This window comes from Sediminispirochaeta bajacaliforniensis DSM 16054 (genome assembly GCF_000378205.1).
In the GTDB taxonomy this organism is placed as follows: Bacteria; Spirochaetota; Spirochaetia; order DSM-16054; family Sediminispirochaetaceae; genus Sediminispirochaeta; species Sediminispirochaeta bajacaliforniensis.
The window spans coordinates 358,323-375,186 of record NZ_KB899406.1 but is presented as its reverse complement, the minus strand read 5'-3'; the positions used below and the strand labels follow the sequence as shown (position 1 = coordinate 375,186).

Below are 16,864 nucleotides of genomic sequence, written 5' to 3'. Positions count from 1 at the left end.
AAACTTTTCTCTGTTGCCCAGAGCGGCAGGTCCTAACTCTGCATCCAGGTTCAGTATACCGTTATTTACCTGCTCTATCCAGTTTCGGATGGTCTGATCGTTTATGCCGTATTCCAGGGCTACCTCACGGATACTCCGCTTCTCAGGGGGTAAGACTTTTTTCAAGACTGATTCTTTGATGGCTCTGCTGTACCTCATACTGTCTCCATAGTTCTGTTCTCTGATGAAGAAATTAAATTCTCACATCAGGCGTAATCTATGTTGACACAGGGGGCCATGGTTACACTCGGCAATAAATGAAAAGTCGTCAAATAGTTTATCTTCCTCTTCCTCCCTTGCTGTACGGGCATCGGCAGGATTCTTTCCTGACATAACGGCTTCCAATTCTTCGATCTTCAGGTCCCTGAGGAGAATCTCAAAGCGCATTCGTATTTCATGAATCCGGTTATTGATGGTTTCCAATTTGACTGATTTATCCACCACATATTCCGGTGTTGTTATCTTACCGCAGTCATGGAGCCAGGCACCATATCGAAAGGCCTTTCGTTCCTCGTCGGAAGAAAACCTGAAATCAGCAAGCGGGCCCGCAGAGGTCCGTTCCGCTTCATTCGCCAGCATGATGGCCAGCTCCGGGACTCTTTTACAATGTCCTCCGGTATAGGGGCTTTTGGTATCAATCGCACCAGCTATGAGCTGAATAAACGACTCAAGAAGTCTGTCATTGGAGTTGATAAGGGCTTTGGTTTGATAGATGGCCGCAGCCTCAGCACTTAACGCCTCGATAAACGTCTTAACCGAGTCACTGAAAGGAATAATCTCTCCTTCGACAGGAGAACGGGCATTGATCAGCTGCAGAGCACCGATCACCTCTCCTCCCTGTACCTGCAAAGGCACAGTCATAAAAGAAATCGACTTGTAGTTGTTTAATGTGTCGAATTCTCTTGTACCGGTAAAATCATACCCTTTACTCTCATAAGCGTTATCAACGACGATGGTCCGCTGGTCATGTATTGCGCAGGAAACCACATTGTTCCGATTAGGCTCCCCATTTTCCTTATATAATGGAACATGCGGTAGTGTGACTCTTTCTTTCTCAACCCCACCCTGCGCTATGTTCAAACTATCATTCAAGACTACCTGGAACTCCAGATGGTCACCCTTTTTGAGATATAAACTTCCACCGTCGGCATCGCCTATTTCCTTTGCACCTTTGAGTATCAGCTCCGTCAGAAGATCTGTATTTCTTTCAACAGACATAGCTATTCCCAGGTCGATTATTCGCTGAAGCTTCACAGTGGCAATCTGTAAATCTTTCGTCTTCGCTTTTAAGGCGCTTTTCATCAATGCAAATGCCTCAGATAATTCTGCAAATTCCACTATGATCGTTTTCTGAGGAACATCGCCGCTGAAATCAAGATTCTTCATCCGTCTTGCTTCACGTGCAAGGATAGTAAGAAAGTGACTAAGCCTCCTACTGCCAAACATAACAAAGGGGAAGAGCAGACAAAGTAGTAACAAAGTGGAGGCAATAGCCCTCTGCCGCATCTCTGCCAGATAGCCCAAGAAATCCTCAGATGGGGCTATCATAATGAGATCAAAAACATGTCCCACTATCGGTTCCCAAGAACGGCTCCAGATCATATATGTATCGCGTATGGAAAACGATCCTGCCCTTGTGGGGGGAAGGATAACCTCACTCAAACTTTGCATGTCGGTATTATCATTAAATGTCGTATTAATAGGCTTAATAGGCGCCAAATAATCAGCTGAAGAACCGATCCACTCTTTAAATTTACTATTCGAGGCAAGAATAGAACCCTTAGCATCCAATAAGGCTGTTTTACAGTTCTCAGAGACATAAAGATTGTTGAGAAAATCCTCCAAACTTGCCAGCGTTATATCTATACCTACGACACACTCTGTTCCTACTGATTTGGCAGCAGTTATGCCGGGTTCCTGGAAAGAATCAAAGAGATACGTATCTGTCAGCACACCTTCCTGCAGGTTCTCCCGAGCCAAAAGAAACCAGGGGCGAGATGATGCCACATACTCAACCCCATCATGTACGCGCTTTCCAACGACCTCCAGGTCTTCGTTTAGATAGGTCCATAACTCGCGAGCTGTCTCTCCATTTTGATTCGTCATAATTATCGAACGTAGAATATAGACAGTCCCGTTCGGTGCTTCATGCTTACGTATGATCTTTTCGTCGGTACCTGCATGAATTAACTGAAGGAAGGTATTATCGGAAAAACCGCGATACACGGAATAAATTTCCGGGTAATTGTTTAAGATCTCGACAAAATAGTGTATGAAAGGCAGGGATAATCCATCATCATTTTGCTTATCAGCGATTCCAGGAATTGTTGCCGCCTGATTCACCGACTTTTGAGCCTGAACAAGCATTTTTGTCAATTCATCCTGAACTCTGCTCCCCGTTTCGCTAAAAAGCCGACCGGCTTTTTCCGTATTCACCCGTTTACTAATCGACAAAACGGCAAGCAGCGTTGTAACTGAAGAGATGATGAGTATACAACAAACCAAAATCAGTAAACTGATCTGAAATTTAAAATGGATCTTCATTTTCTGTTACTATAAACGATCACGCAGCTCTTTGCATGGTTTAAATACAAAAACAAGAAAATCCGGTCCATCTGCCACAGGGCCAGCCCATAGAACAGCGTCGATGCTCATAATAACAAGGATAGGAGGCTGTACATCAACGTTGAGAAAACACTAATGTACAGCCTATTTTTACCGCATCCTTAAGATAGAGGCCTTTATTAATGCTTTTAGTTCCTGCACCTTATATGCATTTCTGGCCATGACGACCGTATTTTGAGTTGCTAAATCGGCAGCCTGTTGTGCCGTTTCGTCCGTTACATGCTTACCAATTAAAAAGCCTTCCACATGCTGTAAGCGCAGCGGAACAGGAGCAACACCGCCTAAAACGATCCTTGCTCCGGTAAATTTCCCCTTTTCGACGCTGTACATCGACGATACACTTACAATGGCAAAATCGACAGCATCCCTTAGACGGAATTTATCATAATGCATGGTTGCACCCTTGATCAGAGGGAGTTCTATACCCGTAACAAGCTCTCCCGGTTTCAGCGTATCGGAAGTCTTTAAGTTTTTACAACAGAATTCCGGGGCTTTTACGGTCCTCATATTTGTGACAATAGTAGCATCCAGTGCAACCAAAGTCGGGGCAATATCTGATGGATTTACCGAGTAACAGCCGCAGTTCATACAACGTCTGGCCTCTTTTATTGCCCCACTTCTGACAGACTAAAAGAATCTTCCTTATCCAGACTTCTTTCCCCAGCAGGAATTTCCTTTAATGTGGAAGCTTTTTTCTCTTTTATCCCCTCGGAATCAAAAGTCAGGAAATCAGTGTCGTCCGACTGCATACTTCTGCATTCATGCGTTGTATCCACTCCCAGAAAACTATTCATGCCGTTTGCCGCAGCATGACCGGTAGCTATAGCTTTTATCTCCGTAGCAGGACCGGTTGTAACATCACCGCCTGCGAACACACCTTCGCGCGATGTCATCTGGGTTTCTTCCGAAATATCGATCAGGCCGCGTTTGTTTAACTGGATCTGGTATTTTTCGTTAAGAAAGGATAAATCAACTTTTTGCCCGACAGCCATGAGGATATTTTCCGCATGTACGATTATTTTTTCATTTTCATCATACTGGGGATTAAAGGCCTCGCTTTCATCTCTGACAGAAATACATTTCTTTAATTCCATACCCTTCACTACGCCGTTTTCCTCAATGACGTTGCAGAGCCCCCAGGACGGCATAATGATAATGCCCTCTTCCCTCGCCCGGCCAATCTCTTCCCGACTTGCAGGCATTTCTTCTTCGCTTTCGATTATGCTGCGCAATATATATCTTCTGATTACAATCCCATTTACTCGAAAATCGAAACAGCATATGGATATCAAGAAATTTCTCGGCAACGTGCATGGGAATTGATCTGCAAATTGATTGATCATCAGTTGTATATTGCATTAGATATGCCGCATAAAGAATTCTTGACCCTTCTGTATTGGGAACAAGTTTATCATCCGGATGATTATTATCCTATTACCAACGTTGTATATCAAAAATGCGAAAATATCCTTGCACTTCTTATCATGGTGTATACAGGAAGCAAAAATCATAGGTGGGCCATTACAATAAGCCGAACAATCAACGGCAGCATTATTAGCTACGCCGAGCACCTGATGTTTATTAGAAGAGCCCTAAACAAGGACAGCAATGATGTTGCACTACCGATGGAGATCAAAACCATCATCCGCAACCATATCCTGTGTAGTGTGAAAAATCTGAAACCTGAAGACGGCAAGAGTTTGGAAGTCCAATGACAGGCTACAAAGGGCTTCTTTCCTTTGCATACACACAGGGAAGAGTTGGAGACCTCTACAAACATCAACGGAATTTACGGTTTACACCGGCGAGGTCGGCCTGAAAGGATAGAAGGATTTCCTCAATCTCGGTATTCGAAACCGCTGATTGGTCGATCATACGATTCAAGCTTTCCCGAAGGGAATCATATTCCTGAAACACATTGAGTATGGATTGTACATCTTCCTGAACTTCATCGGCACTATCTTTGCTCTTTTGGGTTGTTTCCAAAAGCTTTTGCAGGATTTCCCGGCTTGATGAGACTTCAGCACCGATGGACTGCATGATGTCTACGAGCTGAAAGATTAAGTCGATCATTTCATGCAGCTGTGCAGATGCCTGAGTAACGATCTCCCGGGATTGCTCCCCATGCCGCCGGATCTCTTTGGCGACAACAGCGAACCCCGCTCCTTCCGTTCCGACACGGGCAGCCTGAATCGAAGCATTCATTGCAAGAATATTCGTCATCTCGGACAAATCTTCGATTTCCTTCAGCTGCTTCTCCGCCTCTTCGGCTTTCAACTGCAAGGCCTGTCCGAGCTTATAGGAATCGCCGAAAGATGTATCGATATGAGAAAAATGCTCTTCCACATCTTCGATGTAGCCTCGGGAACGCAAGAAAACATCAAGCAAACGTTCCATTCGCTGCTGGAAGGTTGACCTGACGGTCCCAATGACCTCGGTTAATTTAGCGAATTGTTCATGCAAATACTGGATCGTAATATTCAGAAGCTGACTTCGCGATATAATTTCAAAAACGATCGCATTGATTTTACTCGCGAAGTAATGCAGTATCTTTTTCCCGTTGCTTATCCTGGTCGTCGCATGTGCTTGGCCCATTGTGTCTATCTCCCGATGAACAAGGCGGTAAGAGTCTGGTTGTGATGAGTGAACAATTCCTCTCCGTAAGTATTAAAGCCTATGTAAGGAAGGGATGAAAAAATCTGATGAAAGCTCTCCAATTTGCCATCCTCTTTCATTTCAAGATACCGAAGGACACAATTAAAGAGGACCACTCCCTGAATGGGATATACATAATCTTCGGCTTTTCGTAGTGCATCTCTGGCATTTTCAAGAATATCACCCTGTTTTAAGAGTTGCATTTTAGTACCGGCCTCTATGAAGCAGTAAAACTGCAACCCCTTTCCATCTATTACCGCATTGGGGCTTCGTGTATAAACCCTGTCGCCTATGACCACTCCCAAAGGATTCCGTGAAAAATGGATATGGTCGATCGCCTTCGGACCCGGCAGATTCAGCAGCTTAGCGTAATAATCGGCTGCAGGCATATGATTTATTTCCCACACAATACGCCGTTGCGGATCAGCACGGGTGATAAGGAACTCCTTCCCGGTAGGCAAATAATGAACAAAATGATCATAGAAAAAAGGAACCTTCATCTTCATTACCGCTACGGCCGCTCCGTCGCTGGACATTCTGGAATTATGCGCAACCAATGTTTCGGTAAATGTTAGTTCATCTGCCGCCGCTCCGCCGACAATGGGGAAGGTGAACTTCTTTGCGGTGGTAAACTCTTTCATCAGCAACTCACCCAACGACAGTCCGTCGATAAGTACGATTCCAATGTAATCGGCGGGATTTACTTCACCTTCAGGAAGCTGATGAGCAATATCCTCGACGATTTCACGTGCCGTCTGTCGTGGATGTGCTTTAACACCTTCACGAAAAGAGGAAACCACTGTTTCCACCTCATCAGAGGAAAGCGACATGGCCGTAAAACCTTTTTCCATCGGTCCGTTCGGTCCCCACCCACCGATCATCGATGAGCCGAGGCATACGGCCTCGGGAAACCACTGGTGGATAGTCGCCTCTATGTTCAACTTTTTATAATCGACAGAGAAAAAATACAAAACGATCCGAACATTTTCCTGCGAGATCGCCTGCAAGACCGGATCAATATCTTCTCCGGCTGTAGCCGCTGTAAGAACTGACATAGTATTTTGAACCCTCGTTGGAGCAGAATATACTAGAGCATTCATAATGACAATAAAAAAAAGTATGCATTGTCAAAAGAGAACCTACGTATCCCCGAAATTGCAGAAGCAATCGGTATGGAAATAAAAAAAGAAATAGTATATTCTCACTACAAAATATAATGAAGGACGATAGGCAAATGAGAAAAGTACGTTCAACAGTAGATGCCTTATCCTCGCCTTTGACGGGGAAAGGGACAAGGCTTTCCGGTAAGGTTGTGAAGTACCTTTTGGGTCTTCTTATCCTTGCCATGGTTTCCGGCTGTACGATGCTGCCGGCATCGATTCGGAGTGAGGGCCCGGAAGCAGGGACCGTGGGATTCTATGAAGTCACCCCGGTAGAAGGTAAGGTCGTAACGGATAATGTGACGGCTCGGAGAATGAGTACTCCGGGAGATCGCATCTACGTGTATCGCGTCGATGATGATATGGTGGTTCTTGGCGAAGGAAATACAAACCCAGAGGCCAAGGTAAAACCCTTCGATGAGGTAAGCGGTGGGGTTGTGATTACTCCCGACGGAGCAAAGCGACTTGCCTCTTATCTGGAAAAAGTAGTCGCCCAGTACGATAGTACGGATAAACAGAACAGCTTGTACATGGACTTCCGTTTTTTGACTGACGGAACCATCGAAGAAGGCCAGGGAGAAGAGGCTGCTACAAAGAAGCAGATCTCTCTTCGTTTTCAATACATATTCAACAAGATGGCACTTGAAGATGAGGAAACGACCCTCTGCTATCTGGGAGGAAGAGCCTCAGCCTCACCAAAAGAATTGACATACAACGAAATCAAAATACTCATCTCGAACCTGCAAAAAAAGTAACCCCTCTATGCGGATGCTTCGCCCTATGGCGACGGAGCATCCGTGCCGTTGCTTCTTATGTTAGCAATAATCAAGTTCATCATTCATAATATTTCATTATCAATTCAGCATAAAATATAATTATACATAAAGAGTTATTTTCTCTATCCTCCCGGCAAGGAGTTGCCATGAAATTGTTAAACATCTTGCCGGGCCTGGTAATGTGCATCATCATAGGCGGAGTCTCGTTTATAGTCGCTCGATATATTCCTCTGGGAAGTGTAACGATATCAATTCTGCTCGGAGTGCTTACCGCCAACATTGTAAGGCTTCCTGATATAACAAAAGAGGGAGTACGTTTTGCAGAGAAAAAGATTTTAACCTGGGCTATTGCCTTACTCGGCCTGGAACTCGATTACCGCGTACTCCTTTCCCTGGGGTATTCCACTATTGTTATTATTCTTACAGGAGTTATCTTTACTATCGGTATGGGACTTTTTTGGGGAAAAATCCTAAAAGCGGAACGTAATCTCAGCCTGCTTGTGGGAATTGGAAATGCAGTCTGTGGAAGTTCTGCAATTGCTGCGGCTCAAGGGGTCATAAAGGCAGAAGAAGAGGATGTGGGCGTATCCATCGCCGTTATTAATCTTCTCGGGACAGTGGGAATATTTTTACTTCCCGGAATTTTCTTTGTGTGGAAGGGGTTCCCAAACGCAGGAAAGGGTATCCTTATAGGCGACACCCTCCAGGCAGTGGGGCAGGTAACAGCGGCAGGATTCTCTCTTTCAGATGCAATAGGGCAGACAGCAACAATAGTAAAAATGGGAAGAATCCTTCTTCTTACCCCATTGGTCCTTATCCTCGGGGGAATCAGGAAACGAAAAACAGGGAAAAAGCTTGGAGATGAGAAACTCCCCGGTATACCGTCTTACATTCTTTTCTTTATCCTCTTTTCGGTTATACGCTCACTGGAAATAATACCCGCACCCGCAGCCGAGGGGATCAAGCTAATCAGCAAATTGCTTCTTACGGTGGCAATGGCAGGTATCGGCATGAAGATCACCCTCCACCAGCTTATCAGAGGCGGCAGAACCGCTCTCGGAATCGGCATGCTCACCTGGGGCTGCCAAATTGCTTTCAGCCTCCTGCTCATCATGCTTCTGCATTAGTATGATGTCAGTGTTCGGAATCCTGGTGATGTATATTCATAGCCGTTTGGATATGACAAAGGCTGCACAAAACGTGATCTATACGGCGAGCCTCTTTCCAATGGTAAGCAATCGCGCTACCCGCTCCCCCGTCTCTACAAGGAGGTCCCGCCCTTTTTCCATAGCCTCGGCGAGCGTCATAGCCCTGTTCACTGTGCTGATTACCGCATTGATACCCACATCATACACAGCTTCAAACCCATCACCGATATCCCCTACAATGGCAATGACCGGGATCTCTCCGGCCCTTTTTGTCCAAAGAGCGACCCCGGCAGGGACCTTTCCGAAAGGGGTCTGCCGGTCAAGTTTCCCTTCTCCGGTAATGACAAGGTCCGCATCCCGTACCAGCTCACTAAAATCAAGCATGCTCAGGACCGCATCAATTCCCGGCCGCAGTTCCGCACCCAACAAACCGACAAGCCCTCCGCCAAGGCCTCCGGCCGCCCCGCTGCCGGGAAGTTCGGCGATGGAGATATGGAGGTCCCGTTCTACAATTTCGGCATAATGAGCCAGAGCACGATCCAGCTCTTTCACCATGGCGGGACTTGCCCCCTTCTGCGGTCCATAGGTAGCTGAGGCCCCTTGGGGACCGCAGAGGGGATTAGTGACATCACACGCCGTAATGAGTTTTATGTCTTTAATACGGGGGTCCATGCGGGAAACATCTATGGAATCAAGGGAAAGCAGTGCCGCCCCTCCCCGTTTAATCTCGTTTCCCGATTTGTCTTTCAAGGAAATTCCCAGTGCCTGTGCCATCCCTGCACCGCCGTCGTTTGTGGCACTGCCTCCGATACCAAGAAGGATCTCTTTGCAACCGGCATCCAGGACGGCTTTCATGAGTTCTCCGGTTCCATACGTAGTGGAAAGAGAAGGGTCCCGCTTATTTTCCGGAACAAGAGGAAGGCCAGAGGCAGCGGCCATCTCCAAAACGGCTTTTTGCCCCGGAAGCATCCCCCACTCCGCCTCTACTGTTCTTCCCAAGGGGTCTGTCACCCGGCAGCGTCGTTTTTCGCCTCCAAGGGCCCTTACCACGGTATCCGTTGTTCCCTCGCCTCCGTCGGCAATGGGAACGATATGATATTCCTGCTCGCCCAGAATCCGTTGCATGCCCTCTTTGATAGCCAAGCACACCTGCTCTGCAGAGTTACTTCCTTTGTAGGAATCTGTAGCTATGACGATCTTCATATTATATTTCCTTTTCAGCTTTTAAAAGATTTCCGGCGACAGCCTGATTATCTACGAGATCGAGGACCTTCCGGAAAAAGGCTGCCGCCTTATCGCTTTGATGCATATGATTCATATAAAGGCTCCCGATATTATTCAGGGATTCAATATCAGAAGGATCATATTCGGCCGCCTCAAGGTAGAGTTCCAGGGCCTTTGCAGGATCGCTTTTCATAAGAGAACGGGCCTCTTCTACTAAGCGTGCATTTTCCGCAATATGTGAATAACGATCTTCGTCCTTCAAAAGCTTCAATCGAAGCTGTATCAGCTTTTTCTCTTTCTCCGCAGGTTCCTCTTCCAAAGCCTTGTGGTACCACGAGGCAGCCGACGATCCCTTACCCCAGTAATAGTAGATATCAGCCAAAAGGCGGCATAAGCGGAGGCTCCTTCCAAAACGATCGATGCTCTGTGTAAGAAGGGCTTCGGCCTGATCGAATTTCTTTTGGGCCAACAAGACGACTCCCATATTGTAATTCAATCCCAATACGCCAGGCCGTCGTTTCATCATTTTTAACAAATACCGTTCAGCCTCTGCCCATTGGCTTTGCACCATGGCATTGAGCGTCCTTCGCTCGTAATAACGATCAAGAATTCCCATAGGCCCCTCGTGTCACTATTGCATCTAATAATACCGGACACATAATAGTATCCGGTATTATTCCGTTATGAAATCGTTTTTTACTGGTGTTTAGATGAAGATGGCCCCGAGTATCATGATAACGATGATGGCTACAACTCCCTCCACAAGGGTAACCCCGGTTTGGGTTTTGTATGCCGTCGAGGTATCCATATCGGAAAATTGAGAAACGACCCAGAAGTAGCTATCGTTTGCATGAGAGACGGTCATGGATCCGGCACCGATGGCAAGGACCGTAAGGACCTTGGCAATCTCGGAAGTCATCCCCATGTCTCCCATAAGAGGAGCAATCATAGCAGAAGTAACAATCATCGATACGGTGGAAGCTCCCATAGCGGTTTTGAGCAGGGCGGCTATGATAAAGGGGATAAGAAGCCCCGCATGCATCTCTATAAGTGAGCTGGAAAGAACATCGGCGATCGGAAGGGCCCGGAGCACCTGGCCCAGAGAACCGCCTGCACCTGTTATGGCAAGGATTCCTGCAGCGCTGACGATCCCTTCACTCATCCATTTGAACGAGGTACCTTTGGGTTCGGCTTTCGGGATAAGCGTTACGGCGAGGCCGATACCGAGAATAAGGGCGGTAACGGGATTTCCAATAAAATCAAAGAAAGACTTTGCAACTCCGGATCCAAATGGGGCCGAAGGAAAATCGGCAATAGATTTGAAAGCAATGAGGATGATGGGCAATAATATCGGAGCAAAAGAGCGCAAAGCGTTAGGGAGTTTCCCATACTTGTCCATCAGCTCATCGAGAGTCACCTCCGGATTGGCGGGGATATCGTATCTGCTGGAAATTTTCAACGCATAAAAGTAGCCGGCCAAAAGTACAGGGATCGAAACGGCAAGGCCGAGTAAGATAACCAAGCCTAAATCGGCTTTTAGGGTCCCGGCCATGATAATGGGACCAGGTGTAGGTGGAACCAGACAATGGGTGGCATAAAGCCCAGAGCTGAGACAGGTGGCCATAACGGCCAGTGAAATCCCCGATTTTTCCGCCAAGGCCCTATTGATAGGCGAAAGGATGACGAACCCTGAATCGCAAAAAACAGGAATACTAACCACGTAACCGGTAAGGCTCATGGTTAACGGAGCCCGTTTTTTTCCCACAACCTTTAGAATGGCATTTGCCATTGTCAATGCAGCACCGGTTTTTTCCAGAATAGTTCCGATGATTGTCCCCGCAAGAATAACAATCCCGATGCTACCGAGAATGCTGCCGAAACCAGAGGTAATGGTACTGATCAAATCGTCTACGGGTATACCACAGACAATTCCGACAAAATAGGCTGCTAAAAGCAGAACCACAAAGGGATGCCAGTTCAATTTTGAAATTAATAACACCATTCCCACTATGGCAATGATGACCGCAAGGAATAGATACCATCCAGGCATTTCCTCTCTCCTTTCTTAATCTGTGATTATTCGATAATTAAAGTTGAACCTGTACTATTTCTGAAAGAAGAATGACTTCGTTCTTCCAGAAAAGAGACGGCCTTTTCTCCTGTACAGTGAGAAACTCCCATGATCGAAATCTTTCGCTTTATGAAATCGTCAATAACATAACGGATCCGCCGGCTTGAGGCTTCAACGAGATGGGTCCCCCCGAGAAGGGCGTAGATAGGCTTATCAAAGCGCGCTGCTACCGTATCAAGCATATTGAGAATTCCTGGATGGGCACATCCAACAAGAACCACGAGTCCCTTTGCAGCTTCTAAGACTAATAGCACTTCATCACGAAATTCATCAGGATACGCTCTATGTGTCGTATCATCCCGGATCACAAACCGTGGGTTTATAACCTCTTCGGAATGAATCTTCTTAAAGTTCGTAACAATCCAGGTCCCCGGAGCAATTTCGGTAGTATCAGCTGTGACCTCTTTATGAATGATTGAACGGGTCTCAAGGAACTGTTCGTCAAAATCATTACCAAGATATTGGAGGGAAGGACCATATATACCATATTTTTTCTCAAAAAACCCCTTCCCCGTCCATAACGTATACTGAGAATCGGGATACGCTTCAACAAAGGGGCGGAAGCCTCCTGTGTGGTCATAGTGACCATGGCTAAGAATTACATGGCGAACATGTCCAACATCAACTAACAGTTTTTTTGCATTGTCAATAAACCTCCGGCTGCTGCCGGTGTCGAAAAGAAGCATCTCCCCATCTTTGTCGATAAAGAATGAAAGCCCATGTTCTCCGGAAAGCCCCTTGTGCTCACCTATGGAATTCTCAATTAAGGTTGTTATTGTTATGCTCATTGGTGAAGCAATTTCCTTTCCATAAAGTTGTATGTTATCTGTTGTCTGACAAGTAAAGATTGTAAAAGCAAATCTCTTATCTGTCAAACTGTTTTTTATGCTATATGTGAGTATAGGCCTTGATGTCTTCCAGGGCATTATGAAGGTGGTCGGTCATGAGCCGTGCAGCTGTCACACCATCACCCACTTGAAGAGTCTTTAGAATTTCACCGTGCTCATCAACCGTCCGCTCCAATCGCCCCGGCATATTTAAACTGGCGAACCAGCCCTCATTCAGCGTTTTGGTCATGGTATTCATTAAAACAGAAAGCGTGCGGTTTTTTGTCATTTTGGCAATTAAAAGATGAAAGGCACTATCCTTCTCTATGGCTTCCACAAGGTTCTTCTGCCGGACAAAATCACAAAACAGAGAGTAATGCGCTGCTAATTCGGCAAGAGCCTCTTTACTTGCCCATTTGGCCGCCAACGAGGCGGCATGGGGCTCTATAAGAAGACGAACTTCAAAATGCTCCTTCAATAGTTCCATGTTATCTACGACCCAACTTCGAATCGGACAATCATTCTCTTCGGGCGCACTTATGAAAATCCCCTTCCCCTGAAAAACCTTAACGATCCCGGTAACCTCAAGCATCCTTACTGCCTCACGGACAGAAGAACGGCTTACCTCAAGTTTATTCGCTAACTCATTCTCACTATAAAGTTTATCACCCGGTTTCAGATGTTCAGAGTCGATAATCTCCTTTATTGCATCCGTAACCAGAAGCGAGACCCTTTCCTTTTTAAGCGATTTCATATGGCTCTATTGTACTCGTTAAGATAGCTTTCCATCAAGCAAGTACCAGGACTCGGCCATAAAGAAGGCATCTTCATTTCTTTCGGGTACACAATTGTAAAGATTGCTTCGGCAATGTAAACGTTCTGTAAAAGGTCGCCGCCGGCGGGATAGAGCCCGTTATCCAAGAGGGAAAAAAGTGCTTAGCATACCACCATCAGGTATCTGGGAGTATACATGAAGATGAATTTGATACAACAGCGCATCACGAAAAAAGAATTGCTGCTCGTCATGATAGGATTTGTCCTTCTATGTGCAGGATGCACATAGAAAGCAGCAAAAACCCATTATGTCTTTACCACGATAGAACGAGGCGACATCGAGAATACCGTTACCAGCTCCGGCACTCTTGAGGCGGTAGGGACGGTGGATGTTCTCCTCCAATTTCTCTCAGAATCGATCCTGCTGAGCCTGATGGGGGGCCTCATCGGTATCATCATCTCCGTTATTGCAGCCTTGTTCGTCAATCGGTTTGCAAACATTCCCACCGTGATCGATCCGATCGTCGTCATCGTTTCGGCCCTGTTCGCCGCCGGAGTGGGAATCTTTTTCGGATACTATCCGGCAAGAAAGGCAGCAAATCTCTATCCCATCGAAGCGCTGCGATACGAGTAAAAGCGGACACGATCTCTGCGGCTGTTGATTATCACACTGCTGTTCGCATTCCGTTGTTTAAGGATAAAAGCAGCCAAGAAATGGTTGTTACGGCAATGGGAAGGCTCCTTTCATCGATATCGAAGGCCGAATTGTGGTGTGTCTCTTTCATGTCGGTTCCATACAGCATGAACAAGGCCTTCCCTCCCCTCTTCTGTACCGCTTTCATGAAGCAGGTATAATCTTCACTTCCCGCCAGAAGAATAGGCTCGGAGACGATCGCTTCGATATGCCTATTCCCGGCAACAATCTTTTCGGCATATTCGATAAAATCCTGATTTCCGACTGCAGTTTCAGACTCTCCCATGAAAACTACCTTCTTTTGTACCTCATACATTTCCGCTGCTGCATCGACGATCCTCAGCACCCGTTCTTTTACATACTCGTTAATTTCCGATGTGGAGCCTCGCGTTTCAAGTGACATAAAGGCTGTGGCGGGTATGACGTTCCTGCCCGTACCGGCGTTCAGGCATCCGACATTCACCATGCTTCTTCCCTTGCTGTGGGCCGAAATGCTGTGAATATTGGCCGTTGCCGTCACAGCGGCAAGCAAAGCATTTTTTCCACGTTCAGGAGCCCCTGCGGCATGACTCGGTTTCCCTTCATAGTAGACATCGATCTTTGTAGTGGCAAGAAACCCTGCCAAACGAAACGAAACTTTGCCACATGCATGAGGAACTATTCCTATATGGCCACCGATCATGTAATCAACATCATCGACAATTCCGGAAGCGGTCATTGCCTTTGCTCCTCTAACCCCTTCCTCCGCAGGCTGAAAGATTAGTTTAACTGTTCCGTGTAGTTCATCCTTCAACCTTGCCAGGGTTTCCGCCACACCGAGACCTATGGCAGCATGGGCATCGTGGCCGCAGGCATGCATCATATTCGGATTCACCGAAGCAAATCCCTCGGCAAAGGGAAGATGCCCGGGATCATTCGATTCCGGAACCTGCACCGCGTCAATGTCAAAACGGGCGGCCCGCACAGGGCCGTCCCCATTTTTTATGATACCAACAACGGCCGTGAAACCATTCTTTACGAGTTCGGCATATTCAGGGTCGGCGCCCTGCTCCAGGGCCCTGAGATATTGGATCTTCAGGGCCTCGGGATCGGGCAACCCCATCCTTTCTGAGGCTTTGAGAACAGAAGCTCCAACCCTGACCTCATAGCCCAGCTGGTCGAGCCTTCGCGCAATCAAAGAGGCCGTTCGAACCTCGAGCCACCCGGTCTCGGCGTATCGATGGAAATCTCTTCGATACGTAATTATCGTCTTCGTCAGATCATTTACAATTGTTTCGATACGATGAATCATTTTTATACCTTTATCATCTACAATTGACGCAATCACTATATTCGAATCAAACATCAGGGAACAGAGGGAAAGGCTAATACTCCCATGTTCTCCACCAAATGATGCCACGAGGGGGGGGCAGGAAGAGTATCATACTCCATACATATTTGTAGTATAGTTTTGTATTTATTACATTTACGTATGTATATAATAGACAATAAGTCCTACTGAGAATCTGATGAGCATCTATTTTTCATAAAAACGAGGGCATAAGCAGGCTTTTTCTTAAAAGATACAGCACTTTTACCCTATTTTTCGCTTTTCCTCACAATACAACCACCATTCGGTACGAATATTGCATATATATCTAAAACGAAAAGGATGGAGAGAAAAATGGTAAACAAGCGATCAAGACGAACAGCCCTTTGGGGCCTATTCCTTGCCGTATTCGTGACAATTGCGCTGGCTTCCTGCGGATCTTCGAAATCCGAAGAGCCGGCGGCAGCGGAATCATCGACGGCTGCCCCGGAAACGGGTAAATCGACCCTGGAGCTGGTGAAGGAACGGGGCAAGGTCATCGTGGGGGTAACAGCGGGGATCCCCGGATATTCGGCCCCCGACAGCGAAGGCATATGGCAGGGTTTCGACGTCGATCTGGGAAGAGCCGTCGCCGCCGCCGTACTCGGAGATCCCGACGCGATCGAATGCCGTCCATTGAGTGCAAAGGAACGCTTCACTGCGCTTCAGTCGGGTGAAATCGACGTGCTTGTCCGTGTCACAACCTGGACAGCGACCAGGGACAGCCAGTTGGGCGTAAACTTTTCCGGTGTCAACTATTACGACGGTCAGGGCTTCATGGTTGCCAAAGGCTCGGGGATTACGTCCCTGGCAGATCTCGACGGGGCAACCGTCGCGGTGCAGTCAGGAACGACTACCGAGCTCAACCTCTCCGATTATTTTCGAAAAAACAATATGGACTTCGAGCTGATCACCTTTGAAAAAAACGATCAGGCATCGGCGGCCCTTGAAGCGGGACGAGCCGACGCAGTTACCAGCGACCAGTCACAGTTGTACGCCCTCAGAACCAAATTCAAGGAACCTGAAAACTTCATCATGCTTCCCGAACTGATCTCGAAAGAACCTTTGGGGCCGGTTGTCAGGCAGGGCGACGATGAATGGTTCAATATTGTGAAATGGGCCCTTTTCGCCATGCTCAATGCCGAGGAATACGGTATTACCTCGGATAATGTGGACGAAATGAAGGAAACGAGCGACAACCCCAACGTCAAAAGGCTGCTCGGCTCCGAAGGCGGTGTATGGGAGGGTTTCGGCCTGGAGAACAACGCCGGTTACAACATCATTAAATATATCGGCAACTATGGTGAAAGCTTCGAACGAAACCTGGGAAGCGGTTCACCACTGAACATATCCAGGGGGCTCAATGCCCTGTGGACCAAGGGAGGAATCCAGTACGGAATGCCTATCCGCTAAGCGCGCACTCCTTCGGTCCGTTTGCAAGCCGTCCGGCACCAGTCGGGCGG

General features: G+C 47.0%; 17 protein-coding genes. 5 read left to right on the top strand and 12 right to left on the bottom strand.

Annotated features, from left to right (window positions below):
* From F459_RS0101740 to F459_RS23125, 4 genes are all read right to left on the bottom strand, one after another.
* On the bottom strand, positions 1-198 hold a 198-nt coding region (locus tag F459_RS0101740), incomplete at its 3' end, for a transposase (RefSeq protein ID WP_020611011.1).
* Positions 199-240: 42 nt separating this feature from the next.
* Positions 241-2,583: a GAF domain-containing protein gene (locus tag F459_RS0101735; RefSeq protein WP_020611010.1), complete on the bottom strand. Its 2,343-nt coding sequence runs from the start codon at positions 2,581-2,583 to the stop codon at positions 241-243.
* A gap of 171 nt (positions 2,584-2,754) precedes the next feature.
* The gene (locus F459_RS23130) at positions 2,755-3,171 is read right to left on the bottom strand and encodes an FAD binding domain-containing protein (protein WP_407636020.1); all 417 of its coding nucleotides are present in this window, start codon (positions 3,169-3,171) and stop codon (positions 2,755-2,757) included.
* A 98-nt stretch (positions 3,172-3,269) separates the two neighbouring features.
* The gene (locus F459_RS23125; protein WP_081623706.1) at positions 3,270-4,007 is read right to left on the bottom strand and encodes an FAD-dependent oxidoreductase; all 738 of its coding nucleotides are present in this window, start codon (positions 4,005-4,007) and stop codon (positions 3,270-3,272) included.
* A 21-nt stretch (positions 4,008-4,028) separates the two neighbouring features.
* Here F459_RS23125 and F459_RS0101720 point away from each other — a divergent pair, with 21 nt between their 5' ends.
* Entirely contained in the window at positions 4,029-4,379 is a 351-nt protein-coding gene (locus F459_RS0101720; RefSeq protein ID WP_154651598.1) for a hypothetical protein, read from the top strand.
* Positions 4,380-4,443: 64 nt separating this feature from the next.
* On the opposite strand, the gene F459_RS0101715 is transcribed toward F459_RS0101720, so the two are convergent.
* Positions 4,444-5,259, bottom strand: coding sequence for a methyl-accepting chemotaxis protein (locus tag F459_RS0101715; RefSeq protein ID WP_013255844.1), 816 nt, complete (start codon positions 5,257-5,259; stop codon positions 4,444-4,446).
* A 5-nt stretch (positions 5,260-5,264) separates the two neighbouring features.
* Positions 5,265-6,374, bottom strand: coding sequence for an FIST signal transduction protein (locus F459_RS0101710; protein ID WP_020611008.1), 1,110 nt, complete (start codon positions 6,372-6,374; stop codon positions 5,265-5,267).
* A 179-nt stretch (positions 6,375-6,553) separates the two neighbouring features.
* Between F459_RS0101710 and F459_RS0101705 the strand changes: the two genes are divergently transcribed.
* Complete coding sequence (locus F459_RS0101705) at positions 6,554-7,234, top strand: hypothetical protein (RefSeq protein WP_020611007.1); 681 nt, start codon at positions 6,554-6,556, stop codon at positions 7,232-7,234.
* A 167-nt stretch (positions 7,235-7,401) separates the two neighbouring features.
* Positions 7,402-8,382, top strand: a complete 981-nt coding sequence (locus tag F459_RS0101700; RefSeq protein WP_020611006.1) for a YeiH family protein — start codon at positions 7,402-7,404, stop codon at positions 8,380-8,382.
* 78 nt (positions 8,383-8,460) lie between these two features.
* Here F459_RS0101700 and F459_RS0101695 read toward each other — a convergent pair whose 3' ends face one another.
* The 5 genes from F459_RS0101695 to F459_RS0101675 all read right to left on the bottom strand — a co-directional run bounded on the left by F459_RS0101695 (position 8,461) and on the right by F459_RS0101675 (position 13,339).
* Positions 8,461-9,606 (bottom strand): glycerate kinase, encoded by a 1,146-nt coding sequence (locus F459_RS0101695; RefSeq protein ID WP_020611005.1) that lies wholly within the window; start codon positions 9,604-9,606, stop codon positions 8,461-8,463.
* A 1-nt stretch (position 9,607) separates the two neighbouring features.
* Positions 9,608-10,243 carry a tetratricopeptide repeat protein gene (locus tag F459_RS0101690; protein ID WP_020611004.1) on the bottom strand — a complete coding sequence of 212 codons (636 nt, stop codon included), beginning with the start codon at positions 10,241-10,243 and terminating at the stop codon, positions 9,608-9,610.
* 90 nt (positions 10,244-10,333) lie between these two features.
* Entirely contained in the window at positions 10,334-11,677 is a 1,344-nt protein-coding gene (locus tag F459_RS0101685; RefSeq protein WP_020611003.1) for a GntP family permease, read from the bottom strand.
* Positions 11,678-11,703: 26 nt separating this feature from the next.
* On the bottom strand, positions 11,704-12,546 hold the full coding sequence (locus F459_RS0101680) for an MBL fold metallo-hydrolase (RefSeq protein WP_020611002.1): 843 nt from the start codon (positions 12,544-12,546) through the stop codon (positions 11,704-11,706).
* Positions 12,547-12,646: 100 nt separating this feature from the next.
* Entirely contained in the window at positions 12,647-13,339 is a 693-nt protein-coding gene (locus tag F459_RS0101675; protein WP_020611001.1) for a FadR/GntR family transcriptional regulator, read from the bottom strand.
* Between the two features lie 405 nt (positions 13,340-13,744).
* On the opposite strand from F459_RS0101675, the gene F459_RS0101670 reads away from it, so the two are divergent.
* Positions 13,745-13,993: an ABC transporter permease gene (locus F459_RS0101670; RefSeq protein WP_020611000.1), complete on the top strand. Its 249-nt coding sequence runs from the start codon at positions 13,745-13,747 to the stop codon at positions 13,991-13,993.
* A gap of 31 nt (positions 13,994-14,024) precedes the next feature.
* On the opposite strand, the gene F459_RS0101665 is transcribed toward F459_RS0101670, so the two are convergent.
* The gene (locus F459_RS0101665; RefSeq protein WP_020610999.1) at positions 14,025-15,452 is read right to left on the bottom strand and encodes an amidohydrolase; all 1,428 of its coding nucleotides are present in this window, start codon (positions 15,450-15,452) and stop codon (positions 14,025-14,027) included.
* A gap of 264 nt (positions 15,453-15,716) precedes the next feature.
* On the opposite strand from F459_RS0101665, the gene F459_RS0101660 reads away from it, so the two are divergent.
* On the top strand, positions 15,717-16,814 hold the full coding sequence (locus tag F459_RS0101660) for an amino acid ABC transporter substrate-binding protein (RefSeq protein ID WP_020610998.1): 1,098 nt from the start codon (positions 15,717-15,719) through the stop codon (positions 16,812-16,814).
* Positions 16,815-16,864 lie beyond the last annotated feature (50 nt).

Coding starts and splice junctions, on each gene's coding strand:
- F459_RS0101685 (WP_020611003.1), bottom strand. CDS start 11,677: ATGCCTGGATGGTATCTATTCCTTGCGGTCATCATTGCCATAGTGGGA.
- F459_RS0101675 (WP_020611001.1), bottom strand. CDS start 13,339: ATGAAATCGCTTAAAAAGGAAAGGGTCTCGCTTCTGGTTACGGATGCA.
- F459_RS23125 (WP_081623706.1), bottom strand. CDS start 4,007: ATGATCAATCAATTTGCAGATCAATTCCCATGCACGTTGCCGAGAAAT.
- F459_RS0101705 (WP_020611007.1), top strand. CDS start 6,554: ATGAGAAAAGTACGTTCAACAGTAGATGCCTTATCCTCGCCTTTGACG.
- F459_RS0101690 (WP_020611004.1), bottom strand. CDS start 10,243: ATGGGAATTCTTGATCGTTATTACGAGCGAAGGACGCTCAATGCCATG.
- F459_RS23130 (WP_407636020.1), bottom strand. CDS start 3,171: ATGAGGACCGTAAAAGCCCCGGAATTCTGTTGTAAAAACTTAAAGACT.
- F459_RS0101695 (WP_020611005.1), bottom strand. CDS start 9,606: ATGAAGATCGTCATAGCTACAGATTCCTACAAAGGAAGTAACTCTGCA.
- F459_RS0101710 (WP_020611008.1), bottom strand. CDS start 6,374: ATGTCAGTTCTTACAGCGGCTACAGCCGGAGAAGATATTGATCCGGTC.
- F459_RS0101720 (WP_154651598.1), top strand. CDS start 4,029: ATGCCGCATAAAGAATTCTTGACCCTTCTGTATTGGGAACAAGTTTAT.
- F459_RS0101700 (WP_020611006.1), top strand. CDS start 7,402: ATGAAATTGTTAAACATCTTGCCGGGCCTGGTAATGTGCATCATCATA.
- F459_RS0101660 (WP_020610998.1), top strand. CDS start 15,717: ATGGTAAACAAGCGATCAAGACGAACAGCCCTTTGGGGCCTATTCCTT.
- F459_RS0101715 (WP_013255844.1), bottom strand. CDS start 5,259: ATGGGCCAAGCACATGCGACGACCAGGATAAGCAACGGGAAAAAGATA.
- F459_RS0101680 (WP_020611002.1), bottom strand. CDS start 12,546: ATGAGCATAACAATAACAACCTTAATTGAGAATTCCATAGGTGAGCAC.
- F459_RS0101735 (WP_020611010.1), bottom strand. CDS start 2,583: ATGAAGATCCATTTTAAATTTCAGATCAGTTTACTGATTTTGGTTTGT.